This is a genomic window from Sphingomonas sp. Ant20 (assembly GCF_000783375.1).
In the GTDB taxonomy this organism is placed as follows: Bacteria; Pseudomonadota; Alphaproteobacteria; order Sphingomonadales; family Sphingomonadaceae; genus Sphingomonas; species Sphingomonas aerolata.
Genome location: NZ_JRVI01000176.1, coordinates 1 through 26,896 on the forward strand (window position 1 = coordinate 1; position 26,896 = coordinate 26,896).

A 26,896-nucleotide genomic window follows, 5' to 3' on the forward strand; every position below is an offset into this window, starting at 1 on the left:
AAGAAGCGCACCCGCCCCGCATCCGCGGTCGCGGTCAGCAGATGCCAGGACTCGCGGGTGATCGGCGCAGTGGCGCGGAGCGTCGTCGCGCCCATCTGGAAAACGGGCTTGCCATCGTCGAGCGCGAACATCCGTGCGGCCGCGCCGGCGGGGTTGCCGATCGCCGCGACCGGCACGAGTCCCTTGGGCAGCAGCGTCGGGTTGATCCAGGCGCGCATCGTCCATTGCGGCATCGGCGGCAGTGCCTCGTCGGCGGCATAGCCCTGTACCGGGCGTTCGAGACCGTCGGACCCGGCGAGGAATACCGCGTTATACGGCCCGATCGCCGCCCGCTTTGGGTGTGCGATCCGCGACGACGGCCAGTCGACCTGCTGTGCCGCCGCCTGCGCCGGCCCCTGCATGGCCGCGACGCCGGCGCACAGCGACGCCGTATAGATCCTGATGGCACTCATCTCGCAGGCTCCCCTTGGGTGTCGTTCGCGTTATTTCGGAAGCACGGTCCGCGTCCCGGTGATCGTCACGTCCGTCCAGATCCCCGCCGCGTCCCCGGGCTGCCCGCCGCCGACGAACAGCCGGTAGCGGCCCGGCACGACGGCATGCGTACCGTCATGCTCGACCATGCTAAGGCTGCGCGAGTCGATGGCGAAGTCGACGGTGCGGGCTTCGCCGGCGCGCAGCGGGATCCGGCGGAACCCGACGAGCTGGCGTTGCAGCACGGGAATCGTCCGCCCCTGTTCCTGCGCGTCGACGGGTGCGAGATAGGCCTGGACCACTTCGTCCCCGGCGAGCTTGCCGGTGTTGGTCACCGTGACGCTGACCGCCAGCGGCTGTCCCGCGGTAACCGTCGCGATCGGCGCCGTCCTGGGGGCATAGGCGAAGCGCGTGTAGCTGATGCCGTGGCCGAACGGGTAGAGCGGCGTACCGCTGAAGAAGCGGTAGGTCCGGTTCTTCATGCTGTAATCGATATAGGCGGGCAGATCGCGCGTCGTGGCATAGACCGTCACCGGCAGACGCCCGCCCGGATTGATATCGCCCGCCAGCATCCGCGCGATCGCGGTCCCGCCGGACTGGCCCGGATACCAAGCGGCGACGACCGCATCGGCATGGTCCCTGCTCCACGGATCGGCGATCGCGGATCCGGTCAGCTGCACGACCACGATCGGCTTCCCGGCGGTGGCGAGCGTTTCCAGAAGCGCGCGCTGCGGCTCGGGCAGTTCGATCGCGGTGCGGTCGCCGCCGAGGAAGCCCGGCACGTCGAGCCGCAGCGCCTCGCCCTCGAGCGTCGGCGACAGGCCGGTGAACACCACGACCACATCCGCTGCGCCGGCGGCGGCGAGCGCCTCGCCGCGCTGCGCGTCGATCGGCGCGACCCAGCGCAGGCCGATCCCGCCATCCTCGCTTGCGTGTACATAGTCGATGCGGAGGTCGTGCGGTTTGGCGTCGGTGACGGTGACCTCCGCCTCGACCGCGCTATCGCTGCCGTCGTCGGTGATCAGCGGCTTGCCGTCGAGCCACAGCTTCACCGGATCATGGCCTTCGCAGTCGAAGCAGCGGGGGACGTCGAGCCGCAGCCGGTAGCGGCCGGGGCCCGGCGGCGTGAGTTGCCCGGTCCAGCGGACGCCGTAGCCTTTGGCCGACAGTCCTGGAACGGGCGGCGCGCGATCCCAGTCGAAGTCGATCGTGCGATCCTGCCGGGTCGCGACCCGCCGGGTCATCGCGCCGTCGCTGAAATACTCGCCTGTCAGCCCCGGCCTGCCATTCGCGGACAGGGCGGTTTCGGGCACGGGCAAGGCGACTCCCGCCGCCAGCCCGCTGCCCTGCGCATAGGTTACGCGATCGGCGCCGAAACGCGCGCGAATGCCCTGCAACGGCGTGACCGGCGCGCTGGCGGTGCCGTGGTAATTCGCCTCGAGCACGTCGAGCGAGTCGGCATTGGGCCCGATCACCGCGATCCGGGTCCCGGGTTTGAGCGGCAGCCGGTCCTTGTTGGTGAGCAGCACCAGCGACTTTTCCGCCGCGGTCTGCGCGAGCGCGCGGTGCGCGGGCGTGTCGACCTGCGACGGCGCGATGCGCGTCCAGGGGCTGCGCTGGCCAAAGGCGATGCCGAGTGCCGCGCGCGACGCGAGGACACGACGCAGCGACGTGTCGATCGCGGCTTCGGGTACCAGACCCTTCCGAACCGCGGCGGGCAGCGCATCATAGCTCGGCCCGCAATCGAGATCGGTGCCCGCCTGCAGCGCCGCCGCGGCCGCCGAGGGCAGATCGGGGCGGTAATAATGGAAGACGGAGATATAGCCGACCGCATCGCAGTCCGACACGACCATGCCGCCAAACCCCCAGTCGCCGCGCGCGCGATCGGTCAGCAACGCGGACGACGCGCAGGCGGGTACGCCGTGAAGCGAGTTATAGGCGCACATGATCGACTGCGCGCGGCCTTCGGTCACCGCCATGCGGAAGGCCGGCGTATAGGTCCCGGCCATGTCGCGCGGGGAGATATCCGCGTCGAAGCTGTTGCGCCCCGCCTCCGGCCCCGAATGCGCCGCGAAATGCTTCGGCGTCGCGATCGCCCGAGGATGCGCGGCGTCGGGCCCCTGGATGCCGCGAACGAACGCGACGCCCAGCTTGCCCGTCAGATAGGGATCCTCGCCATAGGTCTCCTGCCCCCGCCCCCAGCGCGGATCGCGGAAGATGTTCAGGTTGGGCGACCAGATGTGCAGCCCCGCGAAACGCCGCCGGTCGCGCGTCGAGCGCACGCCGTTGTACTTCGCCCGCGCCTCGGTCGAGACGACCGTGCCGACCTGATCGAGCAGCGCGGTATCCCAGCTCGCCGCCAGACCGATCGCCTGCGGAAATACCGTCGCGATCCCGTTGCGCGCGAGGCCGTGCAGCCCCTCGCTCCAGTAATCGTACGCGGGCAGATCGAGCCGGGGCAGCGCCGGCGCGCTGCTGCCGAGCTGCGCGGCCTTCTCCTCGAGCGTCATCGCCGCGATCGCCGTCTCGACGGCGGGTGGCGTCGCTTGAAGATCAGGCGCCTGGACATCGGCGGCCATCAGCAGGAACGGCAGCATCGGCTTTCCCCAGTTAATCGGATCCGATGACCGACCCCCGTCATGCTCAACGGCATACCGGGCCGGGGGTCATCAGAAGTTCGCGCGCATGCCGACCCGGAACGCGCGTCCGACGACGTCGTAGAGACCGGGGTTGGTTATATCGCTGGGGACGGTGGCGGCGTCCTTGTTGAACATGTTGTCCACCTTGACATAGCCCTGCACCGCGTCGGTGAATTTGTACGAGGCGCTGATGTCGACGTAGAAGGCGCTATCGAGGTGATTGCGATCGATCGTCGGGTGATCGATCGTCGAGACCGGGCAGTTGGTCTGGCAGACGATATATTCGTTGCTGATCACGCCCGCGCTGATCCACCGTTCCTGCAGCGTCATGCTGAAGAGGTCGGTCGTCCAGTCCTGGACCGCGAGGACCTTCCAGCTCGGCGTCGCACCCTGCCCCAGATTTACGCCCGCACCCTGGATGGGGATCGTGTTGGGCAGACCGCGATCCGAGACGAAGTTCTTCACATGCGTCGCCAGACGCGCAGCGACGCCTGGCCGGGCAGGCCGATGCCCGACAACGGAACCTGGTAGCTCGCCTCGATATCGAAGCCGTCGGTGAAGATGGACGCGAAGTTGAACGGCTGGACGGTGACCGAGGCGTTGTTCGGATCGCTGATGTCGAAGCTGTTGCAGGTGAAGGTCACGCCGGCGAAGCAGAGGTTGATCTGGGTCTGCGCATCGAGCGCCGCGATCGCGCTCTTGATCTTGATGCGGTAGTAATCGACCGAGATGTTCAGCCGCGGCGCCCAGGACGGACGCGACAGGATCACGCCGAATTCAGTATTGCGCGCGACTTCGGGGCGCAGCGCGGTGTTCCCCGTGGTCGTCTGGAGCACGGTGAGCGTGCGACCCGGATTGAACGGATCGGTCGTGCCGGTGCGATTGCTGGTGACCGGCGCGGCGAAGAGCTCGCTCAGATTGGGTGCGCGGATATCGCGCGAGGTCACGCCGCGGAAACGGATGCCGTCGACCGGCGTGTTCCAGGTCGCGCCGACCTTCCACGTATAGACCGTCCCCGACGTGCTGTAGTTGGTCGCGCGCCCGGCGGCATTGAGGTTCGCCTTGCCGACCCCGTCCGAGTTGAACAGCGGGGCGTTCACCTCGAGGAAGGATTCATACACACTATAGGCGCCGCGGCCGTCGCGGTAATTGCCCGCATACCAGTTGCCGCCCTGCGGGTTCAGCAGCGGGTCGCTGGGATATTGCGCATCGTACGCGCCGCTGGTCACGACGCCATTGCCGTAGGGATCGGCGTTCACCTGATAGAATTCATGCCGATATTCGCTGCCGAACGCGACCGACAGCGCGCCGGCGGGCAGTTGCAGCGGCTCGCCGCTGACCGAGAAGCTCGCGACGTCCTGGGTCTGGCGCGTATGCTGATATGGTCCGTTGCCCGGAAGGATATAGGCGAGCGCCGCGGCGCTGGGCGTCTGGCCGCCGATGATGTTGAGCGGGACGCAACCGCTGGCGACCGCGGCGGGATTGGCGCAGGTGATGCTGCCATCGGGCGCGCGGACCGCCTGGATCGCGGCATTGTAGCGCGGCATCAGCGGGATATCGCGGACGGTGATGTCGGTGATGCCCGTGCCGTGCTGATAATAGGCATCATAGCGCCAGTCGCCGCCGAACGCCTGGATCTTGCCTTTCGCGCCGGCGACGAAGCGATATTGCTCGCGCTCGGTACGGACGCTGATCGAGTCGGGGAAGATCGCGTTGTCGACGCCGTAGCGGAACTGGGTGATCCCGTTCGCCGCGCAGGCCTCCTGGACCGAGGTAGGGACATAGGGGTTGGCGCACTGGAGCGTCAGGTTGCCGAACTGCGCGGATCCGACATTGGGAATGTTGCCCGTCGTCACCCGGGCGACGTTGACGGTGGTGTAGAGTTCATTGTCGGGATCTATGTCGAAGCCGATCCGGCCATAGCCGCTGAGCCGCGTGATCGTCGACTTGAGCGAATTGGCGTTGGTCACGTTGCCCGATCGGTCGCCGCCTTCGCACACGCCGTTGTAGCAGCCCAGCACGTTGCCGTTCGCATCCTTCAGCGGCACGCCGTTCGAGCCATATTCGAACTGGCGCGGATTGCCGTTCACGTCGAACGCGGTGCCCTGGAGCGGGCCGGCGGTGATCAGCCCGTAGAGCGCGGTATTGTTCGCCTGGGTGAAGCTGCGATCGAGATATTGCGGGCCGCCGTCATTGGTGATGCCGCGGTTGATCAGGTTGCGCGAGACCAGCCAGTTGCGCCCGCCCGGGCCGCTGCCGTCGGGATTCGATCCGACGCCGAACCCGGCCGATCCGATCCCGTCCTCGTGGCTGTATTCGCCGCTGCCGATGAGATGCAGCCGGTCGTTGAACAGCGATTTCCCGACCGCCGCCTGAACCGTGTAGTTGCCGTCATCACCGTAGGTGCTGATGCCCGACTGGAGATTGGCCTTGAAGCCGGTGAAGCGGGTATTGGTCACGAAATTGACTACACCGCCGACCGCGTCGGAGCCGTAGGAGGCGGAGGCGCCCCCGGTCACGACGTCGACCCGTTCGATCAGCAATTGCGGGAACAGGCTGACATCGGCGACGCCGGTGACGTTCGCGCCGACGACCCGCTGGCCATCGATCAGGGTGAGCGTGCGGATCGGCTGAAGGCCGCGAAGACTGAGCGCGCTCAGCCCCTGCACGCCGGTCGAGGTGCCGTTGGCGCCGACGGTGGCGCCCGTACTGCCCTGGAGCGAGGGCAATTGCGCGACGGTCGTGAAGACGTTGGGCTGCGCGTTCTTGGCGATCGACTCGGCGCTCAGCACCTGGGTCGGGGTCGGTGCGGTGAAGCCCGACGAGATGATCCGCGAGCCGGTGACGACGATGTCGGACTGCGGGGGTGGCGGGCGCGGGCGCCGCTTCGGTTGCGGGCGCGGCGTCCGGTGTCGGGGCCGCCTGCGCCGCGGGGTCTGGCTCTCGGCGGGCACCGGCTTCGTCGCGTCCTGCAGCACGTCCTGCGCGAAGGCCGGTGTCGCCAGCATCGTCGATGCCGCCAGAACCGAGCGCAGCACTGCAAAATTGATCACTTGGCGCATCACATACTCCCCACAGAAACTGGGGCGCTTGCTGGCCCAATGTCGTTTTCGGGGGTCGGCTTAAGTCGATCAATCTCCCTGCGCAACATAAGTTTCATAAAATGTCTTTTTATATTTATATCCGTCTTTTGAGCCTTTTTTGGTAATATATTGGTACCTTGCATCTGATAGTCGCCCGGAATTAACCTTACTTGTGAGCGGCTTGCAGCATGTTGTCGATGCATAACATGGATTAAATATGTTCAGTCCGCTGCGGCGCGCGATTGGCCTTTCCAGGGGCTAAATGCGCCTCCAAGGTTCGGAAAATCGGGTGGCACGCTAACGATCGTCCGATGTGCCAGACGTGACAGTATCGGGAGGGTGGACCCCGTCTTCATCCGTGCGAATGCGTCTTCCGTCAAGCGCACCGAAAAGACCAACAACAGACATAAACAATACCAGATCGACTCATCTGGATAAAAAGATTATAAAAATATCAATGTCGGTGAGCGTTTCGCAATGTCGCCCGTCATATTAGCGTAATAACAGGGGGGCGAGATCATGGTTGGGCATTCTTTCGGATCGATGTTGGTGCGGACCAGCGTCGTCGCAATCGCCGCGGTGGCAGCGACGCCGCTCGCTGCACAGTCGGCGATGGTCCGCGTCGACGTCGCGCCGCAGCCGCTGGCCCAGGCACTGCAGACGCTGGCGCAGCAGGCCCGTGTCCAGGTCGTGTTCGATCAGGCGCGGGTCGGCACGCGCCGGTCGACCGCGCTGGCCGGGTCGATGACCGCTGCCGACGCGTTTCGGCGCCTGTTGCGCGACACCGGCCTTGCGGTCTCGCAGACCACGCAGGGCGTGTTCGTGGTGGCGGCGCAGGATAGCGCAGCCCCCGCCCCGCCCACCGGGTCCGCCCCCGTCACGCTCGACCCCACGTCCGAAACGCCAGCGCCGGCGCGGCGGACATCATGGTCACCGGCACGCGCATCACCCGGCCCAATCTGAAGTCGGCGAGCCCGATCACCAGCATTGGTGCCGCGGAGATCAAGGCGCAAGGCGCGGTCAATCTCGAGGAGGTGACGAACCGGCTGGGTCAGGTGCAGCCCGATGCGCAGCAGAACTACCAGCAGAGCAACGGCCAGCAGCGCGGCGTCAAGCTGCGCGGGCTGGATTTCAACCGCACGCTGTCGCTGATCGACGGCCAGCGGATCGCCGGGACCGAATCCGTCGACACCAACCTGATCCCGGTCTCGCTGGTCGAGCGCATCGACCTGCTGACCGGCGGCGCATCCTCGGTCTATGGGTCGGACGCGATCGCGGGCGTCGTGAACTATGTGATCCGACGCGATTTCGAAGGGTTGCAGCTGTCGGGCAATTACAGCTTCTACAATCATGACAACCGCGCCAACGCCTCGACACCCGTCGCGCAGCGCTACGGGATCGCCACGCCGACGGGGCTGACCAACGATGGCGGCCGTGCGGATCTGAGCGCGACCTACGGTCACAACTTCCTCGACGACCGGCTGAATGTCTCGGTCTACGGCACCTACCGGACCGCGGACGGCATCTTCTTCCGTGACCGCGACGCGTCGGGCTGTCAGCTGCGCCGCGACACGGGCAACCCGCTCAGGGTCAACAACCTGATCTGCGGCGTGACCGCGGCGTCGCCCAACGGGACGCTGACGGCGAACGGCGTGAATTATTCGAACGTCACCGGCAGCCCCGGCGTCTTCGCGCCCGCATCGACGATTCCGGGCTATGCGAACCAGGCGGACCGGCTCGCGGCGCGTGGTTATGAGCGCTTCAACGGCGGCGGCTTCATCAATTTCAAGGCGTCGCCCGCGGCCGAGTTTTCGGCGGGCGTGATGTACCTTCGCGATACATCGGAGAACCTGCTCTACGGCCCCTATGTCCAGGGCAGCTACCGGGTGAACTGCGACAATCCGCTGATGTCCGCATCGCAGGCGCAGACGATCTGCGGCGCAAATGCCGGGACCGGCGCGTCGGCACCGCTCGGCGTCCAATATGGTTTTCCGGGGCTGGCCGGCGACCGCGACAAGGAGAGCTTCAGGAACACGCAGACGCGCATCAACGCGTCGGTCCGCGGCGAGATCGCCGAGGGCTGGCGGTATGACGTCGGCGGCGTCTACAGCACGAGCCGGCAATTATGGGAGCCCGGCGGCAACCCGGTCGCCGCCAAGGTCAGCCGCGCGCTCGACGTCGTCAACGTGAACGGCGTGCCGACGTGCCGGTCGGTGGTCAACGGCACCGACCCCGCCTGCGTACCGCTCAACGTGTTCACCGCCAACAATCCCGGCAGCGCCGCGCTCAGCGACTATCTGTTCGACGAGGGGCTCGGCGTGCAGGACCTGCGCGCCAAATTCTATGACGTGACCGCCAATCTGACGGCGGACTTCACCCGCTACGGCATCCGGTCGCCATTCGCCGAACAGGGCCTGGCCGTGGCGGTCGGCGGGGAATATCGCCGGCAGGAGGAGCGGACGACGCGCAACACGCGCTTCATCGAAGTCTATGGCGGCGTGCCCGACAGCCTGACCACGCAGGACGTCGTCGAGGGCAATGCCGAAGCCCAGCTGCCGCTGGTGCAGAACGTGCCGTTCTTCAAACTGCTGCAGGTCAATGGCGGCTATCGCCTGTCGAAATACAGCACCAATCCCCAGACCTTCAACACGTGGAAGATCGAGGCGGTCTATTCGCCGAGCGAGGACGTCACGTTCCGCGTCGGCCGGAACCGGGCCGCGCGCGCGCCCGGCCTGAGGGAGGCCGATCAGGTCGTCGGCTATCAGAATGCAACGATCGTCGACCCCTGTGCCAGCGTCAACGGCGTCGCGCCGAGGGCCAGCATCGAGGCGTGTCGCCTGACCGGATTGCCCGACGCGCAATATGGCAATGGTCTGGCCGCGGGTATTCCCGGCAGCCTGCGCTGTGTCGACGATGTCTGCCGCCAGCGCAACAACGGCACGCCGATCGATCCCGAGGACGCACAGACGCTGACCTATGGCCTGGTGCTGACGCCCCGGTTCCTGCCGCGGTTCAGCTTCTCGGTCGACCGGTACAAGATCCGCGTCGACAATGTGATCAGCTATCTGGGTGCGAGCTTTGCAGTCGATGGCTGCGTGATCACCGGCGACCCCTATTATTGCAGCCGGCTGGTGCGCGATCCGACGACCTATCAGCTGAACGGCACGGGCACGACGGCGGGCTATATCCAGGGCGGCAATCTGAACGCGTACCGGCTCTATGCGAGCGGCTATGACTTCCAGGCGCAATATTCGGCGCGGCTCGGCGGGACGGCGGGCAAGCTCGACTTCCTGATGAACGGCACGCTGACCACCGACCAGGGCGGCCAGGCCGCGCCCGATCAGCCGCGGACCAATTGCGTCGGCTATTTCGGCGGATCCTGCCCGCAGCCGACACCACGCTGGATCCATAATGTCCGCACCACCTATTCGAGCGACGACGGAATCTTCAGCGCGTCGGTCGCGTGGCGCTATATCGGTGGCACGACCGCGGGTCAGAATGGCGGCCCGAACTCGACGCCGGCGACCGAGGTCTCCGACTTCACGCGGATCCCCGCCTATCATTATTTCGATCTGTCGCTGGGCGTGAACATCGCCAAGCGGATGACGCTGACCGCGGCGGTCAACAACATCTTCCACCGCCAGCAGCCGATCCTGACGAACACCTATGATTACGCCTTGTCGCGCGGGAACACGATTCCCCAGCGTTACGACACGCTGGGACGCCAGATCTCGATTTCGGCAACGACGCGCTTTTGATGCGCGTGGTCCAAGGGGCGATCCGCCGGCGTCGGATGAGCCTCGTCATCGCGGCGTGCGTTGCCGCGGCGCTGGTTACTGTCGGCCAGCCCGCGGTCGCCGGCCCCTCCCCGCTGCTGCCGCTGCCCGCACATGCGACAGCGGGTACGGGCAGCGTCCGCATCGACGATGGTGCGCGGATCGTCGTCCCTGCCGGCGACACGGGCGCTGCCAGTGCGGCGCGGCGCGCGGTCGAGATCGTCGCCCGCACGCGCGGCATCACGCTGAACGTGGCCGACCGCGGACCGGGGGCGATCAGTTTCGTGCGGCTGCCCGCTACAAATGGGGGGAGCAGCGAGCGATACCGGCTCGACGTGACGCCCGCGGGGATCCGCATCGCCGCGGCGACCGACGCCGGGCTGTTCTATGGCGCGATGACGCTGGCGCAGATGCTGTCCCCCGATGCGCGGTTCGGGACGGGCGTCGCGGTCCCCGTCGTGGCGATCGACGATGCCCCGCGCTTTGCGTGGCGCGGGGTGATGCTGGACGTCGCGCGCCACATGCAGCCGATCGCGTCGATCGAGCGCGTCATCGACATGATGGCGCAGCACAAGCTGAACCGCCTGCAACTGCATCTGACCGATGACCAGGGCTGGCGGATCGAGATCAAGCGTCATCCCGAGCTGACGCGGATCGGCGCCTGGCGTGCCTCGTCCACGCCCAATGCGGGTGCGCCGGCGGGCCGCTATGGCTGCTTCTACACGCAGAACCAGCTGCGCGCGCTGGTCGCCTATGCCGCGGCGCGCGCGGTGACGATCGTGCCGGAGATCGACCTGCCCGGCCACGCACAGGCAGCGGTCGCCGCCTATCCGCAGATCGGCGTGACGGGGGACCGGCCGCCGGTGTCGGGCGACTGGGGCATCAACCCCTATCTGTTCAACGTCGACGATCGCAGCATCACGTTCGTCAAGCAGGTGCTCGACGAGGTCATGGCGATCTTCCCGTCGACCTATATCCATATCGGCGGCGACGAGGCACTGAAGGAGCAGTGGCAGGCATCGGCCGCGGTCCAGGCGAAGATGCGCACGCTCGGCATCGCCGATGAAAAGGGCCTGCAGAGCTGGTTCGTCGGTCAGCTCGGCGCGCACCTCGCCAAGCGCGGGCGCCGCCTGATCGGCTGGGACGAGATCCTCGAGGGTGGGCTGCCACCGACCGCGTCGGTGATGTCATGGCGCGGCGAGGCGGGCGCGATCGAAGCGGCGAACATGGGGCACGACGTCGTGCTGTCGCCCGGCCCGGTCCTGTATCTCGACAATCTGCAAAGCGGGCGCGACGACGAGCCGCCGGGACGCATGGCGGTACAGACGCTCGCTGACGTCTATGCCTATGACCCCCTGCCCGCCGGGATCGCCGCGGCAAAGGCGCATCACGTGCTGGGGCCGCAGGCCAATCTGTGGGCCGAATATATGGTCACCCCCGCGCAGCGCGAACATGCGCTGTTTCCGCGCATCGCGGCGCTGGCGGAGATGGCCTGGTCGCCGCGCGCCGCGCGCGACTGGCCGGGCTTCCTCGTGCGGCTCGATCCCCAGCTCAATCGCTATCAGCGGCAGGGGATCGCCGCCGCGGACAGCGCCTTCGCGGTCGATTACACCGTGGTCGGCGGGGTCGGTCCGGCGGTGCGCGGCAAGACGGTCACGATCGGCATGGCGAACCAGGCCGGCTATGGCACGATCCGCTACACGACCGATGGCGCGGCGCCGTCATCGACCTCGCGCGCCTATGCCCGACCGCTGAGCGTGGCGCCGGACACGGTGGTCCGCGCAGTGACGTTCGCACCCGACGGCCGCGCGCTCGCCGCCGTGCGCCGCTTCGATACCGCACCCGCCGCGCTGTTGACGCGGGCGAGTGCAAGCCTCGAAACCTGTGCCGGCGCGGGGATCCGGCTGCGCCTGCCGCTGCGCCGGATGCGACGGGCGGCGGGCCGGCGTACAGCATGAACATCTATGACGGCTGCTGGCTGTACCGCGCCGCGCCGCTCGGACAGGTCCGGGGCATCACGGTCTCGCTCGGTCGGCTGCCGCGCAACTTCGCGCTGCGCCAGCCGCAGCGACAGATGGTCGCGTGGCGCTACAACCCGACATATTTCGGGACGCTGATGGTGCATGCGCGGACCTGCGACGGGCCCGCGCTGGCGATGGTGCCGCTGCCCGATCCGGCGACCACGCCGAACCGGTTCACGCTGACCGCGCCGCTGGCGGGCGGCACGACCGACACGGACCTGTGCCTGATCGTCGCGCCGCCGGTCGGTGGACCGCTCTACGGCGTCGACACGGTACGCTTTACGCTGAAGGACATTCGATGACCGATCCCCTGCGCCCATCGCGGCGCGACGCAATCGCCTTCACGGCCGGAACGCTTGGCGCAGCGATGGCCTTTCCCGGCGGCACGTTCGCGACGACCATTGGCGCGGCGACCACCGGTGCGGCGCTCGTCCCCTTCGGTGCCACGCCGTCGAAGCGGCAACTGGCGTGGCTGTAGATGTCAGCGCTGATTGGCACGCAGCTGTCAGCGATAATTGGCACCGCGAACAATCGGGTATAATGCATCGTGCCGCATCAGCTTTCGATCGAGATAAATCGTAGACATTGCGTTAAGGGCCGATAGCGGTTGATGATGGCACGATCGGCAAGAGAACCGCACTAGCCCCGTGCGTCCCATGCTCAATTGTTACGGTCGCGGACCGATAGTCGCCCGGTTTAGCAAAGAATATGTTGGGAACATATGTCTGCGGGTTTCGATCGTACAGAGGGAACAGTGATGACTGCACCTGTACCATCATGCGATGGCCCGGTTTGAAGGTGTAATTCAGCGTCGGAAGCCCGAACTTATATTCCTGTATTACACCGGAAGGAATTGCGGTCGGATGTTCGAAGCTTTGGCGGTACCGGCCCCTGAAGATAGCGAGACTTACGGGAAGCTGGTAGCCAGCGAGTTCGGGCGCGTCGGCGTTACTTTCGGGATACACATCGATTATCTTAACCACGACATCGGTGTCGCTCCCGGTGGTGCTCAAGAAAATATCGGCGAACGGCGCACCTTGGACGCGCACGGGCGTTTGGAGGGGCGGGGTTTGGTAGCTCAACACGTCAGGCCGGGTAGAAACGAAGCGCTGATCCTGCACCAGCCACGTTGACCAGCTCGCGTGGTCGCCCATCCTTACCGGCAGCTGCTCGAACGGCACCGGCTTGGCGGGATCGGATACGTAGCTGTCGCCGCCCGCCACCGGGCGGCTGTGCGCCAGGCCGCTACCTGGCTGCAAGTACATCGGCGTCAGCGCATCGGGGCCTGCACCGGGCCAGTCGGCGAACCTGTCCCATCTATCCTCCGCAGGGTTGTAGAGGATCACATGTGGCGTAGGTTGCGCGGGTTTTCGATCGCGGAGATAGGTGTCGAAGAACGGCACCAGCACCTCCCGGCGAAAATATGCTGCGGTGTCGCCACTCCATTTAAGCGGACCGAGTGCATCGCCGCGTCCGTTGATCTGGCTATGATACCAAGGCCCCATAGCAAGGTGATTGGTTGACGCCATGCCCTTTGCCTTCAGCGCCTCCCAGCTATGGACAGCCCCGTATATGTCTTCTTGATCCCATAGTCCTTGCAGCCACATCGTCGGAACGGAGGAGGGATGTGCGGCGACGATCTTGTCGAGTGCCTGTCCCTGCCAGAGCCCATCATAGGCGGGATGGGTCGACAGGCGTTGCCACCAAGCAGCCGATCGATGCCGTGAGCCCCAGCATAGGCTCTAGCCGAGCCAGCATCGAGCATTTCCTGATAATCGTCGCGACCCATCCGGGAAACGGCACTGCCTGCTCCCTTCACGCCGGTTTGTTCGGCAAAATAGTCGAACATCTTCTGTCGGAATGCGCCGTACTGAAACCAGTCGTCTCCCATCCAGCCGTCGATCATCGGGCTTTCGGGCGCTGCTACCTTCAGCGCCGGATGCGGATGCAGCAGTGCCATCACGACCGCCCAGCCGTCGTAAGACGAGCCGATCATGCCAACGCGGCCATTGCTTTCGTGGACGTGCTTCACCAGCCAATCGATCGTATCATAGGCGTCGGTCGTGTCGTCGGTCTTTGTCGGATTAAGCGGACCGATCGGAGGCCGCGTCATCACGTACGTGCCTTCAGATCCGTATTTGCCGCGCATGTCCTGGGCGACCATGATGTACGCGTTGTCCGCCCATATACGATCGCCCGGCAACAGCCGATCGCGGAGCTTGGGGCTGGTGCCCGACAGGAAAGAACTCGCGTCATACGGTGTTCGTTCGAGCAACATGGGCGCGCCGGCCGAGCCACGCGGAAGCACGATCACCGTATGCAGCTTCACGCCGTCGCGCATAGGGATCATCACCTCCCGCTTGACGAAATCCTGATCGTCGGTGGGTTCGTGCCAATCCTTCGGGATGTCGCTGCCGAGCTGGACAGGACTGACCTGTGCTACTTGTGCTTCAGCGGGGAAGAGGTTCAGAAGCAGCGCCGCAACAGCAAGTACCTTAGGGTCAGGACTTCTGTGGTTGCCGCCCGTGATGCAAGAGGTTTCTGACCGTGTGGGTTAGTGATCGAGTGCGGTCTTCTGTAAGGCCTTTTAAGACGGCATTCAGAAGCCGCTGGCCGGTATGGTGATCCGCGGATCAGATCCAAATCTCATTGGCGAGCTGTAGCGCTCTGAGTCCTGAACTGGTTTTTCTGATCCAGATCTGTTCGATCGTTTTGCCCATTCGGGTCGTCGCCTTCTCACACTCCCGTTTATCCGGCCTCAGGCAGAATTTGCAGTATAATGTTATGCTGCTCCTGCCTGTGCCGGAACTCGATAATCCTCATTTTTCGTCAGCATCGCCCACATCGTCCGTGCCATCTTGTTGGCTAAGGCGATCGCCACGAGCATCCGCGGCTTCCGCGATGTAATTCGTGCTAGCCACGAGTCTTCTGGAATGGATTTGCGTCCCATCCAGTTCAACCGCGACATTGCACCGATAATCAGCAATCGGCGGATATCGGCCTGTCCTGCCTTTGAAGTGCGACCGAGCCGCTCTTTGCCGCCTGAGGAGAACTGGCGCGGAACAAGGCCTAGCCAGGCTGCAAAGGCACGGCCGCAATTGAAACTCTCCATCGGTGGCGCAAATGCCTCGACCGCCAGAGCCGTCATCGGGCCGACTCCGGGGATTGTTTGCAAGCGACGGGCGGTGTCAGCCTCGGCCGCTAGAGCTTTGATCTTTTCCGTCCGCGCATTGATACGGACCGTCTGTTCAGCGATCTGTTCCAGCAGATCGCGGCATTCGTCCCGCATCAGATCAGGCAAGTCACTGTGTGGCGCCTCAAGGATCTCCTCGATCCGTCCGATCTGACGGATGCCTTGCGGCACGACATGGCCGTATTCGTAAAGGGCTGCCCTGAGTGCGTTGATGAGCTCGGTACGCTGGTGGACGAGCCGTTCGCGAGCGCGAAACAGGATCGCTCGGCTTTGTTGCTCGGCACCTTTGACCTCGACGAAGCGCATTTCAGGCTGCCGGGCCGCGATCACGATGGCCTCCGCATCGGCCGCATCGTTCTTCTGTCGCTTTACGAATGGCTTCACATAGCGCGGCGCAATCAGCTTCACCTCATGACCAAGCCTGATCATCTCTCGAGCCCAGTGATGAGCGCTGCCACAAGCTTCCATCACGACCAAGGCGGGAGGCTGTTTGGCCATGAACTCGGAGAAGCTTTGGCGTGACAGCTTTTTGCGGAACCTTGGCTCTCCGGTCATCGATGCCCCGTGAACCTGAAAAACAGCCTTTGCCAGATCCACGCCAATCATCGTCTCGTTCATCATGGTCGCCGTCCTCTCCGCTAAGCTTGAGCACTTCCTGGCATAATGCGATGCTGTCCGGGGGGGCGGCAACCGCCCCATCTCGTTGATCACAGCCAGAAGATGACGGTGGCAGCCGGCCCATCTCGTTGATCACAGCCAGAAGATGACGGTGGCAGCGAGGGCGATGGCGGAGAAGAAGGCCGTAGGGCAGCGATCGTAGCGGGTGGCGACGCGGCGCCAGTCTTTGAGGCGGCCGAACATGATCTCGATGCGGCTGCGGCGCCGATAGCGGCGCTTATCGTACCGGACGGGCTCGTTGCGGGACCTGCGGCCTGGGATGCAAGGCTGGATGCCCTTGGCCTGAAGAGCGTCCCTGAACCAGTCGGCGTCGTAGCCGCGGTCGCCGAGCAGCCACTCCGCTTTTGGCAGGTCCTCCAGCAGCGCGGCCGCACCGGTGTAGTCGCTGACCTGACCGGCGGTCATGAAGAAGCTCAAGGGGCGACCGTTCGCGTCGGCGACGGCATGGAGCTTGGTGTTCATGCCGCCTTTCGTGCGTCCGATCAGGCGGCCGAGATCCCCGTTTTTACCCGCAGGCTCGATGCCGTGCGGTGCGCCTTCAGGTAGGTCGCGTCGATCATGACCGTTTTCGGTACGGCTTCCGCTGCCGCAAGCCCCTCCATCATGCGCAGGAAAACACCCCTCCAGACGAACCCTGCGCGTAGACGGCGTAGCTCTCGATCCCGAGATCCTCGGTCATGATGGTGCCGGCGTAGCAACCGAGACGGCCGAAGGTGTAGCCGAACTCAGCCTCCGATGGCCGGCCCGAGCGTCCGAATCCGACCAAATCGGGCGCCACGAGGTGGTAACGGTCTGACAGCAGCTCCATCAGGGGCACGAACACTTCGCTCGTCGTCGAGAGGTCGTGGAAGAGCAGGATCGCCGGAGTGCCAGGTTCGCCGGCTTCGCGAACGAACATCCGCTCCTTGTTCCAGGAAACGAAGCGCTCTCTGATGCCCGTCTTCTCGGAAACCGCCGCTGCCGCCATCTCGTCACCCCTTACGCGTTAAGTCGGACGTGACGTAGGATGATTCGGTAAACGCATCCCGAACCCGCTGAGCAGGAACGAAATTCTGGCACTTGCCAGGACCGGCGCTGAGCCTCGCCGACTGCGGCTGATGGGCTGCTAGGCGACAGTTCCGACTTGGGAAACATAGGCGCCGTAACCCTGCGCCTCCATCTCCTCACGCGGGACGTAGCGAAGCGACGCCGAGTTGATGCAGTAGCGCAGGCCACCGCGATCCTGCGGACCATCGTCGAACACATGGCCGAGATGGCTGTCGCCATTGGCCGACCGCACCTCGGTGCGGACCATCCCGTGGCTGACATCACGGAGTTCGGCGACGTTGGCCGGTTCGATGGGCTTGGTGAAGCTCGGCCAGCCGCAGCCGGACTCATACTTGTCCGACGATGCGAACAGCGGCTCGCCGGACACGATGTCCACGTAGATGCCGGGCTTCTTGTTGTTAAGATACTCGCCGGTGCCGGGGCGCTCGGTCCCGCTCTCCTGGGTGACCCAGAACTGCTCGGGCGTCAGCGCGGCGACGGCCTCGTCGGTCTTGCGATAGTCGGTCATGCGGCCTCCTTTCCCCGAATATGGGATGCAGGAGGCCACGTAGCCAGCCTCTGGTCCTCGCGTTCGGCCCTTAGTCGACCACCTCGCCGTTCTGCGGGCCGGGATAGCGCGCCAGCCAATAGGCATACTGGTCGGGCAGCACCGACGACGACTTTGGGATGCCGAGGTTGCGGGCGAGTCGGAACGGATAGTGCGGATCGGCGAGGTGGCCGCGCGCGACCATCACGACATCCATGCTGCCCTGGTCGATCGCAACCGTGGCGTGCTCGGGCTTGTCCATGCCCCACGCCGTCGCCACCGGCAGGCCGGTCTCGGTCCGAACGCGGGCGGCGATCGGCGCCATGAACCCGTTGCTCCACGGCACCTTCGCATCGATCGTCGAGAAGCCCATGCTGACGTTCAGAAAGTCGAGACCTTCGGCCTTGAACTTGCGCACCAGCTCGATCGCCTCAACCATCGTCTCCTCGTCCCGGCCGTCGAATTCCAGCACGCCGAAGCGGGCCGTCAGCGGCAGGTTCTCCGGCCACACCTTGCGGACGGCGCGCAGCGTCTCGATCAGGAAGCGGCCGCGGTTCTCGGCGCTCCCGCCATACTGGTCCGTCCGCTGGTTGGCGTGGACCGAGAAGAAGCTCTGGGCGAGGTAGCCGTGGGCGAAGTGGAGTTCGAGCCATTCGAACCCTGCCTGGCGCGCGCGGACCGCGGCGCTGACGAAGTCGGCCTTCACCCGCTCGATGTCGGCGATCGTCATCTCGCGCGGCACCTTGGGCAGACCGCCGCCGAACGCGATGGCGGACGGCGAGATCGTGTCCCAGCCACCGGGCTCGCCAGTCGGGATGTGGTCGTCGCCCTCCCACGGCTTGTTGGCGCTGGCCTTGCGGCCCGCATGTCCGAGCTGGATGCCCGGCACGGCGCCCGCCGCCTTAATGCCGTGGGCGATGGCGGCCATGCCCTCGATCTGCCCATCCTCCCACAGGCCGGTGCAGCCGGGCGTGATCCGACCGTCGGGCGACACGCCGGTCGCCTCGACGATCACCAGGCCGGCGCCGCCGCGCGCCAGACCGACATAGTGCGGCTGATGCCACTCGGTCACGTAGCCGTCCCGCGCGCTGTATTGGCACATGGGCGGCACGCCGATGCGGTTGCGGAGCGTGACGTCCTTGAGGGTGAACGGCGTGAAGAGAGCAGTCATCGGCGAATCCTGGGCGAAGTTGTTCGACCCGACAGATGCGACGCCTCACGCGACTTGATAACCGCACGCCCACGATCAAGACTTAGGAACTCAATTCCGCAACGGAGCGATTCGATGGACAACCGAGCCAGCGAGATGCGCGTGTTCTCACGCGTCGTCGAGACCGGCAGCTTCTCCGAGGCGGGACGCCGCCTTCACATGACGGCGTCGGCGGTCGGGAAGATGGTCGGGAGGATCGAGACGCGGCTCGGCGTCCGGCTGATCGAACGCTCGACGCGGAGGCTCGCGCTGACCGACGACGGACAGGTCTACTATGACCGCTGCCTCCAGATCCTGCAGGACATGGACGATCTCGACAACAACCTCTCCAAGGGAGGCTCGAAGATCTGCGGCACGATCCGCATCAGCGCCTCGGTCGGCTTAGGCATGTATGAGCTGGAGCCGCTACTTCCCGAGTTCTGGGCGATGCACCCGAACGTCACGATCGACCTGTCGCTGTCCGATGAAGTCGTCGACCTCTATCTGGAGCGAACCGACCTCGCCTTCCGGGTCGGCTCCCTCCCCCGCCTCGAACCTCGTCGCCACCCGGATCGGCAGCTCTCCGCGCGTGATAGTCGCCTCGCCGCAGTATCTCGCAAAGCACGGCAGCCCCAGCACCATTGCGGAACTGGAGGGGCATAATTGCCTTGGATTCAACTTCCGCCGGTCGGTGTCTAGCTGGCCCATGCGGGACGGCGGCCGCGTGACCGAGCAGCCCGTGACGGGCAACTTCCTCGGTAACAGCGGCGAGGCCGTCAGGCGCATGGCCGTGCGAGGTGCCGGCCTCGCGCGGATCGGCCTCTTCCACGCCATCGAGGACATTCGAGCGGGCCGGCTGATGCGGATCCTTGAGGACGTGTCGCCGCCGGAGACCGAGGAGGTGTTCGCCGTCCATACCGGCGGGCAGACGATGGCGCCAAGGCTGCGCGCGCTGCTCGACTTCGTCCTGCCGCGGATGCGCGCGAGCCTGGCAGCGCAGTAACCGTCCTTCGACTAGGCCACGTGGACAAAGGTTGACGCGCGTCTGATCGGTTGATTCAAGGCTGTCTTTTGGAGGCGGCGTTGGGCGAGCGGATTGGGATTTCGGATGACGAGTGGGCTCTGATCGGGCCCCTGCTGCCGTCGGAGCGAGGACGTGGCTGCCGGCCCGCGGGAGACAACCGGCCCTATTTCGAAGGCATGGTGTGGATGGCGCGGACAGGCGCGCAATGGCGGCATTTGCCGGATGAATATGGCAAGTGGAACAGCGTGTTCCGGCGGTATCGTCGCTGGGTCGTGACGGGCGTGTTCGAAGCCATGCTGGAGACCCTAGCCGCTGTCGTCGAGCGGGATGTCAGCGCCGACATGATCGACAGCACCGTAGTCCGGGCGCACCACTGCGCCGTCGGGCTAAAAAAAGGGATCAAGAATTCGAAGGGCTCGGCCGTTCGCGAGGCGGCTTCACAACCAAGCTGCACGCCCGCTGTGATGGTCAGGGGCGACCGCTATGTTTCGTCCTGACGCCGGGCCAGGCCCACGACGTGAAGGGCTTCGGGCCCTTGTTCGGGATGCTGGCTGACCGGATCGAGGCCCTGCTTGCCGATAAGGGCTATGACGCTGATGCCATCCGCCAGGAACTCGCCAGGGCGGATGTCGAGGCGGTCATTCCAACCAAAAGTAACCGCCGCATACCGATACCGCATGATCGCAAGAAATACCGTTGGCGCAATCTCGTCGAGCGTTTGTTCAGCAAGCTCAAGAACTGGCGCCGTGTCGCAACGCGTTATGACAAGACAGCAGAGTCATATCTCGGCTTCGTCGCGCTCGCATCAGTTACGCTGTGGCTGCCCTTTGTCCACGTGGCCTAGGCGGTCGGGACCGTGCCCCCGTCAATCGTGAACTCAGTTCCAGTGATGCTGGAGGCGCGGTCGGACGCGAGGAACGCGATCAGGTCCGCCACCTCGCTTGGCCTGGCAGGCCGACCGAGCGGAATGCCGCCGAGCGACGCCATGATGATCCGCTTTCCCTCCTCGGGGCCCGCCTCGCGGCCGATCCGGTTCACGAAGTCGATGGTCGCCTCGGTCTCGATCCAGCCGGGCGACACCCGCACGACGCGCACGCCGGCAGGCGACACCTCCTTCGACAGGCTCTTGCTGTATGTCGATAGCGCGGCCTTGGCCGAGGCGTAGGCTGTCGTCGCCTCCGGTAGCGGCATGACATGCTGGATCGAGGTCACATGGACGACCACGCCCGAGCCGCGCGGACCGCCGGCATCAGGTTGAGGTCGAGCTCCTTCGCCCACTGTTCTTCGCCGAGCATGGCGAACCCGCCCGGCGGCGAGGACGAGCCACCGAGCATGTGGACGATGATGTCGACCCCGCCCATCCGATCGCGCACCGCGTCGGCGAGCGTCGCGCAGCCCTCCGCCGTCGTGAGGTCGGCGGCGACGAACATCTCCTCTGGAAGATCGTCCGGTTTCGATCGGGCGGTCGTGAGGACGCTGGCTCCCAGTTCACGGAATAGGGCGACCGTGGCGGCACCAGCACCGCGCGTGCCGGACGTGATGAGGGCACGCTTGTCGTATTTAACCGGCTCATTGCGCGATCTGCGGCCCGGGATGCATGGATGGATGCCCTTGGTGTGGAGAGCATCCCTGAACCAGTCGGCGTCGTAGCCGCGGTCGCCGAGCAGCCACTGCGCTTTCGGCAGGTCATCGAGCAGCGCGGCCGCGCCGGTGTAGTCGCTGACCTGCCCGGCGGTCATGAAGAAGCTCAACGGGCGCCCGTTCGCGTCGGCGAGCGCGTGCAGCTTGGTGTTCAGCCCGCCCTTGGTGCGTCCGATCAGGCGGCCAAGGCCCCCTTTTAAGCCGCAGGCTGGCGGCCGTGCGGTGCGCCTTGAGGTAGGTCGCGTCGATCATCACCGTCTTCGGCTCGGCACCTGCCGCAGCCAGCCCCTCCATCATGCGCGTGAACACGCCTCGCTCGCCCCACCGCTTCCAGCGATTGTAGAGTGTCTTGTACGGGCCGTAGGCACTCGGCGCATCGCGCCAGCGCAGGCCGTTGCGGTTGACGAACACGATGCCGCTCAACACCCACCGGTCATCCACCCGAGGCTTGCCGTGGCTCTTGGGAAAGAACGGTCGCAGCCGCTCAATCTGCTCGTCCGTCAGCCAAAACAGGTCGCTCATCCAGGTCTCCTCACGGAGCCTGAATCAGATCGCGATGCTCACATCAATGGGTCCTGACCCTAGTTGGCATTCGTGAACCCTCGATGTGACCCGCGCCATCGACGGTTCGAACTGTGCTGATATGACGTTGCGGTACTCCCCTCAAGCGCGGCACCTCAATCCTTCTTTGGCGCGGCAGGGGACGTTAATGTCGGCTTCAGCGTCCACGAAACACGCTTGAACGGCCGCAAATGATATTTGCCGCCCATCATGCTGCCTTTGCGGCAGGCGCGGCGGGTTGACGTCCAAGTGTCCGATACACAGTTGGACGGGAAATCGAGAACACCTCGGCAAGATCGCTGATCGAATAGTCGTCGGTATCATACATGCGGCGCAATTCTTTTTGCTGGCGCTCCGACAGCTTGGGCTTCTTGCCGCGCAGCTTCCCCTTGGACCGTGCGACCGCCATGCCTTCACGGGTTCGCATCCGGATCAGGTCCGCCTCGAACTCGGCGAATGTCGCGAGGATGTTGAAGAACAGCTTGCCCATCGGATCGGATGGATCATGGACACTGGCTCCAAGCTGTAGCTTCACGCCCCGTACCGCCAAGTCATCGCCGATCGCACGAGCATCGGGCACCGATCGGGCCAGACGGTCGAGCTTGGGCACCACGAGCGTGTCGCCGCTACGCACCGCCGCGAGCGCCTGGTCCAGACCGGGCCGGGAACGGTTCGTCCCGGTAAAACCTTTGTCAGTGTAGATGCGATCGGCCGCGACGCCGAGCTTGACCAGCGCGTCCTGCTGGGCGGCAAGATCCTGCTTGTCAGTGGAGCAGCGGGCGTAACCGATCAGCGTGTGCGTCATGGTGGAATCTGTAACGTAAAGGGGTCCCTCAACGCAAAAGATATAGTACCATCTATGTGAGACTCGGTTTCTGACGGTTTCCCGTGGCTCGATAGGTCAGTCGGCGACCGTCCGCTGAACGATCCTCTTTCGGACGGGGTAGATCACCATGACCGATGATCGGAAGCCAGAACCGGGAAGTGCCGAAGTCGCGAAACGGATGGCCGTGCTTCGCCGGCACCTCCATGATGCGGTGCCGCTGGATCAAGCCGCGATCGACGCCGGCATATCGCTCCGCACTGCCCGCCGCTGGCTCACCCGCTACCGTGCCGATGGTCCGGCAGGGCTGGCGCGTCCGACCCGACCGGAAGCCGGCAAGCGCACTTTCCCGAAAGAACTGGTCGAACTGGTCGAAGGCATGGCGCTCCTCAAACCGCCGCCATCGATCGTGACCATCCATCGTCGTCTCGCCGGGATTGTCGGCGAACGGGAATGGCGAATGCCGTCCTACGGCAGCGTGCGCGATATCGTGCGCCGGATCGATCCGGCGATGCTGACCTTGGCACATGAAGGTGCTGCCGCCTTCCGCGACAAGTTCGAGCTGGTGCATCGACACCGCGCCGAACGCCCTAATGCAATCTGGCAAGCCGATCACACCCAACTCGATATCCTGATCCTTGATGCAGGTGGCCGCCAAGTGCGGCCGTGGCTGACGACGGTGCTGGACGATCACTCGCGCGTGATCGCGGGTTACATGGTTTTTCTCGGTGCGCCCTCAGCACTCAACACCTCGCTCGCGCTGCGGCAGGCGATCTGGCGCAAGGCCGAACCCGCATGGCCGGTGTGCGGCATTCCCGATGTGCTGTACGTCGATCACGGATCGGACTTCACCAGTCTCCACCTCGAACAGGCTGGGGCCGATCTTCGTATCCGCCTGATCTACTCCGCCGTCGCGCGCCCACAGGGGCGCGGCAAAATCGAGCGGCTGTTCCGCACCATCAACACGGAGCTGCTGGCAGAACTTCCGGGCAATCTTCGCAACGGCAAACCGGTTTCGCCTCCTCGCCTGACGCTTCCCGAACTGGACGCCGCGATCGGCGCTTACATCGTTGCGAACTATAACGTCCGCTCACACCGTGCGATCGGCGTACCGCCCGCCGATGCGTGGCGCGGCGATGGCTGGTTGCCCCGGATGCCGGAGACACTGGAGGAGCTGGACTCGCTGTTGGTCATGGTCGCCAAGCCTCGCATCGTCCACCGCGACGGCATCCGTTTCGAGGGGATGCGCTACTTTAGCCCTACGCTTGCCGCCTATGTCGGCGAGCCGGTGACGATCCGCTATGATCCTCGTGACGTAGGCGAGGTTCGGGTGTTCCATCGCAACGTCTTTCTGTGCCGGGCCGTCAGCCCCGACCATGCCGGCCTGAACATTACGCTCAAGGATGTTCAATCTGCCCGCCTTGCCTATCGCCGCCGCCTGCGAAGCGAGATCGGAGAGCGGAAGGCCCGCGTTGCGGACTATCTGCCCGCGATCCTGCGCCCGCCCGGTTCCGGCCCGGCGCAGGCTCCAACGTCGAAACCCGCGCCTGCCAAGCCCTCCGAGGTGGCACGGATCAAGCCGCGTCTCCGCACCTATTACGAGGGCGAGTGATGCCAGACGGCAACGCCCGCGCCACCAGCTTCATCTCGACGCAGGAACATCGCCGCTTCACCGAGTTTGCCAATGCCGTCCGCAAGCACCGCTATATCGGCCTGTGTCACGGCACGGCCGGCGTCGGCAAAACCCTGTCGGCGCGGCGCTACGCGCGCTGGGACGGCGCGGTCGATCTGCTCATGACCTGGGGTGCGCGGCAGGCGTCCGACCTCAAGGTATATGCCGATCTCGCTCGTACGCGCGCCGTGTTCTATACGCCGACAGTCGGAAGCACGCTGCGCGAGCTTCGTCAGGACCTGCCCCGGCTCATCGGTAGGGTCGATGCCTGCGTTGACGAGCATATTCGCCCCAAAGATCAGATCATCATGTCGCCTCGCAAAAACCTGGTCGAACTGCTGATCGTCGATGAGGCCGACCGCCTTTCCAACGCGGGACTGGAATATCTGCGCGACCTGTTCGACCGGCAGGGCATTGGCCTGATCCTGATCGGGATGCCGGGCATCGAAAAACGGATGGAACGATACCCCCAGCTTTTCAGCCGCGTCGGCTTCGCCCACCAGTACCGGCCATTGCAGGATCAGGAACTGACTTTCGTACTGACCCGGCGTTGGCGCGACCTCGGGCTAGCGATGGACGAAGCGGATTTCACCGACGCGCAGGCGGTCGCCACCATCGTGCGGATCACGGGCGGCAACTTCCGTTTGCTCCACCGGCTGTTCGTCCAGATCGAGCGCATCTTGCGGATCAACGGCCTGAACACGATCACCGACGACGTGGTGGAAGCGGCACGCAGCACCCTCGTGATCGGTGTCACTTAGCGCTGATGGAACTGTGCCAATTAGCTCTGATATCTACAGGCGTGGCACCGGCTGGAACAGACCGCGTTCGTCCACTTCACGATCAATACCTTCACCGACCGCGAATGGGGCTATGGCGACGAGGATCCCGCGATCTTCGACCCCAAGCAGTTCGATGCCGACCAGATCGTCGCCGCGGCAAAGGCGGCGAACCTGCGCGGCTGATCGTCACCGCCAAGCACCACGACGGCTTCTGCCTGTGGCCGAGCAAGTTCACGAAACACAGCATCGCGAGCAGCCCCTGCAAGAACGGCAAGGGCGACATCGTCGGCGAACTGGCCGCCGCATGCCGGCGGCAGGGTCTGAAGTTCGGGATCTACCTGTCGCCCTGGGATCGCAACCATCCGGACTATGGCCGGCCCGAATACATCACTTTCTTCCGCAACCAGCTGCGCGAACTGCTGACGCAATACGGACCGATCTACGAGGTATTCTTCGACGGCGCGAACGGCGGCGACGGCTATTATGGTGGTGCGCGCGAAGTGCGGAAGATCGACGCGGTCCCCTATTATGACTGGCCGTCGATCATCGCCTTCGTCCACGCGCTGCAGCCGATGGCCTGCACCTTCGATCCGGTCGGCGCGGACCTGCGCTGGGTCGGCAACGAGGAGGGCGAGGCCGGCGACCCGTGCTGGGCGACGATGGACGACAAGGGCTTCACCGAGGAAAAGGGCAATGCCGGCGTTCGCGGCGGCGCGATCTGGTGGCCGGCCGAGGCGGATGTCTCGACCCGCTATGGCTGGTTCTGGCACGCCTATGAGGACGGGCAGAGCCGCAGCCCCGCCAATCTGATGAAGATCTATTTCGAGACGGTCGGGCGCAGCGCCGGGCTGTTGCTCAACCTGGCCCCGGATACGCGCGGGCTGGTGACCGACGAGGATGTCGCGAACCTGACCGCGTTCGGCACGGCGATGCGCGCGATGTACGCCACCGACCTCAGCAAGGGTGCGATCGCCTCTGCGAGCAGCGTGCGCGCCGGGCATGACGCATCGCATGTGCTCGACGGCAATCCCGAAAGCTTCTGGGTCAGCGCCGATCGGACGCCGGTCCCGACGCTGACGCTCGACCTGAAACAGCCAAGGCTGTTCGATGTCGTCAGGCTGGCGGAGCATCTGCCGCTCGGATTGCGCGTCGACCGGTTCGCGATCGACGCGCAGGGCCCGACCGGCTGGACCGAAATCGCCAGCAAGCAGGGCATCGGATCGCAGCGGCTGATCCGGCTCGACGCGCCGATCACCGCGCGGCTGGTCAGGTTGCGGATCACCGCAGCCGCCGCGGCGCCGGCGATCACCGAATTCGGCGTGTATCTCGCGCCCGTGCTGCTCGATCCGCCGCACATCGTCCGCGACCGCGAGGGCGTGGTCACGCTGACCAGCGATTCTCCCGGGCTGGCGATCGCCTACACCACCGACGGCAGCGCGCCGACGATCGCATCGCCGCGCTACACGGCGCCGTTTGCGATGCGCGATGCGGGGATCGTCCAGGCGATCAGCATCCACGCGGCCAAGGGTGCGGTCAGCAGCGTGGGGCGTCGCAACTTCGACATCCGCAAGAGCGACTGGAAGATCCTGCGGGCGAGCGCGCCGCTGGCCGAGCTGCTGATCGACGAGAAGAACCGCACCGACTGGGTCGCGCCGCTGACCGGTCCGGACGGCAAGCCGTGTTCGGTGACGATCGATCTCGGGCGCAGCGTCGCGCTGCGCGGGTTCGTGCTGAAGCCCGGCTGGCACGCGCCGCAGGGGGCCGGCGACC

General features: G+C 65.3%; 19 protein-coding genes and 6 pseudogenes. 11 read left to right on the forward strand and 14 right to left on the reverse strand.

The genetic code is table 11. The features are described from left to right. From NI18_RS16905 to NI18_RS16915, 4 genes and pseudogenes are all read right to left on the reverse strand, one after another. Positions 1–452 (reverse strand): annotated as a pseudogene (locus tag NI18_RS16905) (hypothetical protein); the annotation flags it as partial. Positions 453–482: 30 nt separating this feature from the next. Continuing rightward, positions 483–3,068 carry a glycoside hydrolase family 3 protein gene (locus NI18_RS16910; RefSeq protein WP_037531668.1) on the reverse strand — a complete coding sequence of 862 codons (2,586 nt, stop codon included), beginning with the start codon at positions 3,066–3,068 and terminating at the stop codon, positions 483–485. 72 nt (positions 3,069–3,140) lie between these two features. Then, the gene (locus NI18_RS27260; protein ID WP_052149289.1) at positions 3,141–3,575 is read right to left on the reverse strand and encodes a TonB-dependent receptor; all 435 of its coding nucleotides are present in this window, start codon (positions 3,573–3,575) and stop codon (positions 3,141–3,143) included. Beyond that, positions 3,572–6,172, reverse strand: coding sequence for a TonB-dependent receptor plug domain-containing protein (locus NI18_RS16915; protein WP_306286481.1), 2,601 nt, complete (start codon positions 6,170–6,172; stop codon positions 3,572–3,574). The genes NI18_RS27260 and NI18_RS16915 overlap by 4 nt, the downstream gene beginning before the upstream one ends. A gap of 540 nt (positions 6,173–6,712) precedes the next feature. On the opposite strand from NI18_RS16915, the gene NI18_RS16920 reads away from it, so the two are divergent. The 5 genes from NI18_RS16920 to NI18_RS16935 are packed head-to-tail and all read left to right on the forward strand — an operon-like array spanning position 6,713 to position 12,468. Further along, on the forward strand, positions 6,713–7,156 hold the full coding sequence (locus NI18_RS16920; RefSeq protein WP_084215266.1) for an STN domain-containing protein: 444 nt from the start codon (positions 6,713–6,715) through the stop codon (positions 7,154–7,156). Next, on the forward strand, positions 7,120–9,951 hold the full coding sequence (locus NI18_RS16925; RefSeq protein WP_052149291.1) for a TonB-dependent receptor: 2,832 nt from the start codon (positions 7,120–7,122) through the stop codon (positions 9,949–9,951). Before NI18_RS16920 ends, NI18_RS16925 begins: the two co-directional genes overlap by 37 nt. Beyond that, entirely contained in the window at positions 9,951–11,927 is a 1,977-nt protein-coding gene (locus NI18_RS16930; RefSeq protein WP_198527050.1) for a family 20 glycosylhydrolase, read from the forward strand. Before NI18_RS16925 ends, NI18_RS16930 begins: the two co-directional genes overlap by 1 nt. Beyond that, positions 11,924–12,292, forward strand: coding sequence for a hypothetical protein (locus tag NI18_RS25855; protein WP_198527051.1), 369 nt, complete (start codon positions 11,924–11,926; stop codon positions 12,290–12,292). Before NI18_RS16930 ends, NI18_RS25855 begins: the two co-directional genes overlap by 4 nt. Next, a complete protein-coding gene (locus NI18_RS16935; protein ID WP_037531671.1) occupies positions 12,289–12,468 on the forward strand; it encodes a hypothetical protein in 180 nt (59 codons plus the stop codon). The genes NI18_RS25855 and NI18_RS16935 overlap by 4 nt, the downstream gene beginning before the upstream one ends. A gap of 112 nt (positions 12,469–12,580) precedes the next feature. On the opposite strand, the gene NI18_RS27265 is transcribed toward NI18_RS16935, so the two are convergent. From NI18_RS27265 to NI18_RS16970, 7 genes and pseudogenes are all read right to left on the reverse strand, one after another. Then, positions 12,581–13,684, reverse strand: a complete 1,104-nt coding sequence (locus NI18_RS27265) for a CocE/NonD family hydrolase (RefSeq protein ID WP_306286484.1) — start codon at positions 13,682–13,684, stop codon at positions 12,581–12,583. A gap of 107 nt (positions 13,685–13,791) precedes the next feature. Continuing rightward, positions 13,792–14,340, reverse strand: a pseudogene (locus NI18_RS27270) (CocE/NonD family hydrolase); the annotation flags it as partial. 432 nt (positions 14,341–14,772) lie between these two features. Next, positions 14,773–15,804 carry an IS110 family transposase gene (locus NI18_RS16945; protein WP_198527052.1) on the reverse strand — a complete coding sequence of 344 codons (1,032 nt, stop codon included), beginning with the start codon at positions 15,802–15,804 and terminating at the stop codon, positions 14,773–14,775. A gap of 129 nt (positions 15,805–15,933) precedes the next feature. Beyond that, positions 15,934–16,481: pseudogene (locus NI18_RS16950) on the reverse strand (IS5 family transposase); the annotation flags it as partial. Then, positions 16,463–16,828 carry an alpha/beta fold hydrolase gene (locus NI18_RS24600; RefSeq protein WP_128082297.1) on the reverse strand — a complete coding sequence of 122 codons (366 nt, stop codon included), beginning with the start codon at positions 16,826–16,828 and terminating at the stop codon, positions 16,463–16,465. The pseudogene NI18_RS16950 and the gene NI18_RS24600, both read right to left, overlap by 19 nt. 138 nt (positions 16,829–16,966) lie before the next feature. After that, on the reverse strand, positions 16,967–17,416 hold the full coding sequence (msrB, locus tag NI18_RS16965; protein WP_037531674.1) for a peptide-methionine (R)-S-oxide reductase MsrB: 450 nt from the start codon (positions 17,414–17,416) through the stop codon (positions 16,967–16,969). Between the two features lie 70 nt (positions 17,417–17,486). Next, entirely contained in the window at positions 17,487–18,605 is a 1,119-nt protein-coding gene (locus NI18_RS16970) for an NADH:flavin oxidoreductase/NADH oxidase (protein WP_037531676.1), read from the reverse strand. Between the two features lie 114 nt (positions 18,606–18,719). Between NI18_RS16970 and NI18_RS27275 the strand changes: the two genes are divergently transcribed. The 3 genes and pseudogenes from NI18_RS27275 to NI18_RS24605 all read left to right on the forward strand — a co-directional run bounded on the left by NI18_RS27275 (position 18,720) and on the right by NI18_RS24605 (position 20,491). Beyond that, positions 18,720–19,286: a LysR family transcriptional regulator gene (locus NI18_RS27275; protein WP_306286482.1), complete on the forward strand. Its 567-nt coding sequence runs from the start codon at positions 18,720–18,722 to the stop codon at positions 19,284–19,286. Beyond that, positions 19,213–19,626, forward strand: coding sequence for a LysR substrate-binding domain-containing protein (locus tag NI18_RS27280; RefSeq protein WP_306286483.1), 414 nt, complete (start codon positions 19,213–19,215; stop codon positions 19,624–19,626). The genes NI18_RS27275 and NI18_RS27280 overlap by 74 nt, the downstream gene beginning before the upstream one ends. An 80-nt stretch (positions 19,627–19,706) precedes the next feature. Further along, positions 19,707–20,491, forward strand: a pseudogene (locus NI18_RS24605) (IS5 family transposase). On the opposite strand, the pseudogene NI18_RS16990 reads toward NI18_RS24605, so the two are convergent. From NI18_RS16990 to NI18_RS17000, 3 genes and pseudogenes are all read right to left on the reverse strand, one after another. Continuing rightward, a pseudogene (locus NI18_RS16990) lies at positions 20,488–21,188 on the reverse strand (SDR family oxidoreductase). The pseudogenes NI18_RS24605 and NI18_RS16990 sit on opposite strands and share 4 nt — an antisense overlap. Positions 21,189–21,194: 6 nt before the next feature. Further along, positions 21,195–21,810, reverse strand: a pseudogene (locus tag NI18_RS25860) (IS5 family transposase); the annotation flags it as partial. Positions 21,811–22,057: 247 nt separating this feature from the next. Continuing rightward, positions 22,058–22,654, reverse strand: a complete 597-nt coding sequence (locus NI18_RS17000) for a recombinase family protein (RefSeq protein ID WP_037531682.1) — start codon at positions 22,652–22,654, stop codon at positions 22,058–22,060. A gap of 148 nt (positions 22,655–22,802) precedes the next feature. Here NI18_RS17000 and NI18_RS17005 point away from each other — a divergent pair, with 148 nt between their 5' ends. The 3 genes from NI18_RS17005 to NI18_RS17015 all read left to right on the forward strand — a co-directional run. After that, positions 22,803–24,284 carry a Mu transposase C-terminal domain-containing protein gene (locus NI18_RS17005; RefSeq protein WP_052149293.1) on the forward strand — a complete coding sequence of 494 codons (1,482 nt, stop codon included), beginning with the start codon at positions 22,803–22,805 and terminating at the stop codon, positions 24,282–24,284. After that, a complete protein-coding gene (locus tag NI18_RS17010) occupies positions 24,284–25,105 on the forward strand; it encodes an ATP-binding protein (RefSeq protein ID WP_037531684.1) in 822 nt (273 codons plus the stop codon). The genes NI18_RS17005 and NI18_RS17010 overlap by 1 nt, the downstream gene beginning before the upstream one ends. Positions 25,106–25,209: 104 nt before the next feature. Continuing rightward, a partial coding sequence (locus NI18_RS17015) for an alpha-L-fucosidase (RefSeq protein ID WP_052149294.1) occupies positions 25,210–26,896 on the forward strand: 1,687 nt, incomplete at its 3' end.

What these genes read in the sequence shown, in the direction of transcription:
- NI18_RS16945 (WP_198527052.1), bottom strand. Translation starts at nt 15,804, where the DNA reads ATGATGAACGAGACGATGATTGGCGTGGATCTGGCAAAGGCTGTTTTT.
- NI18_RS16930 (WP_198527050.1), top strand. Translation starts at nt 9,951, where the DNA reads ATGCGCGTGGTCCAAGGGGCGATCCGCCGGCGTCGGATGAGCCTCGTC.
- NI18_RS16970 (WP_037531676.1), bottom strand. Translation starts at nt 18,605, where the DNA reads ATGACTGCTCTCTTCACGCCGTTCACCCTCAAGGACGTCACGCTCCGC.
- NI18_RS17005 (WP_052149293.1), top strand. Translation starts at nt 22,803, where the DNA reads ATGACCGATGATCGGAAGCCAGAACCGGGAAGTGCCGAAGTCGCGAAA.
- msrB (WP_037531674.1), bottom strand. Translation starts at nt 17,416, where the DNA reads ATGACCGACTATCGCAAGACCGACGAGGCCGTCGCCGCGCTGACGCCC.
- NI18_RS16915 (WP_306286481.1), bottom strand. Translation starts at nt 6,172, where the DNA reads ATGCGCCAAGTGATCAATTTTGCAGTGCTGCGCTCGGTTCTGGCGGCA.
- NI18_RS17010 (WP_037531684.1), top strand. Translation starts at nt 24,284, where the DNA reads ATGCCAGACGGCAACGCCCGCGCCACCAGCTTCATCTCGACGCAGGAA.
- NI18_RS27275 (WP_306286482.1), top strand. Translation starts at nt 18,720, where the DNA reads ATGGACAACCGAGCCAGCGAGATGCGCGTGTTCTCACGCGTCGTCGAG.
- NI18_RS16920 (WP_084215266.1), top strand. Translation starts at nt 6,713, where the DNA reads ATGGTTGGGCATTCTTTCGGATCGATGTTGGTGCGGACCAGCGTCGTC.
- NI18_RS16910 (WP_037531668.1), bottom strand. Translation starts at nt 3,068, where the DNA reads ATGCTGCCGTTCCTGCTGATGGCCGCCGATGTCCAGGCGCCTGATCTT.
- NI18_RS25855 (WP_198527051.1), top strand. Translation starts at nt 11,924, where the DNA reads ATGAACATCTATGACGGCTGCTGGCTGTACCGCGCCGCGCCGCTCGGA.
- NI18_RS16935 (WP_037531671.1), top strand. Translation starts at nt 12,289, where the DNA reads ATGACCGATCCCCTGCGCCCATCGCGGCGCGACGCAATCGCCTTCACG.
- NI18_RS16925 (WP_052149291.1), top strand. Translation starts at nt 7,120, where the DNA reads ATGGTCACCGGCACGCGCATCACCCGGCCCAATCTGAAGTCGGCGAGC.
- NI18_RS24600 (WP_128082297.1), bottom strand. Translation starts at nt 16,828, where the DNA reads ATGGCGGCAGCGGCGGTTTCCGAGAAGACGGGCATCAGAGAGCGCTTC.
- NI18_RS17000 (WP_037531682.1), bottom strand. Translation starts at nt 22,654, where the DNA reads ATGACGCACACGCTGATCGGTTACGCCCGCTGCTCCACTGACAAGCAG.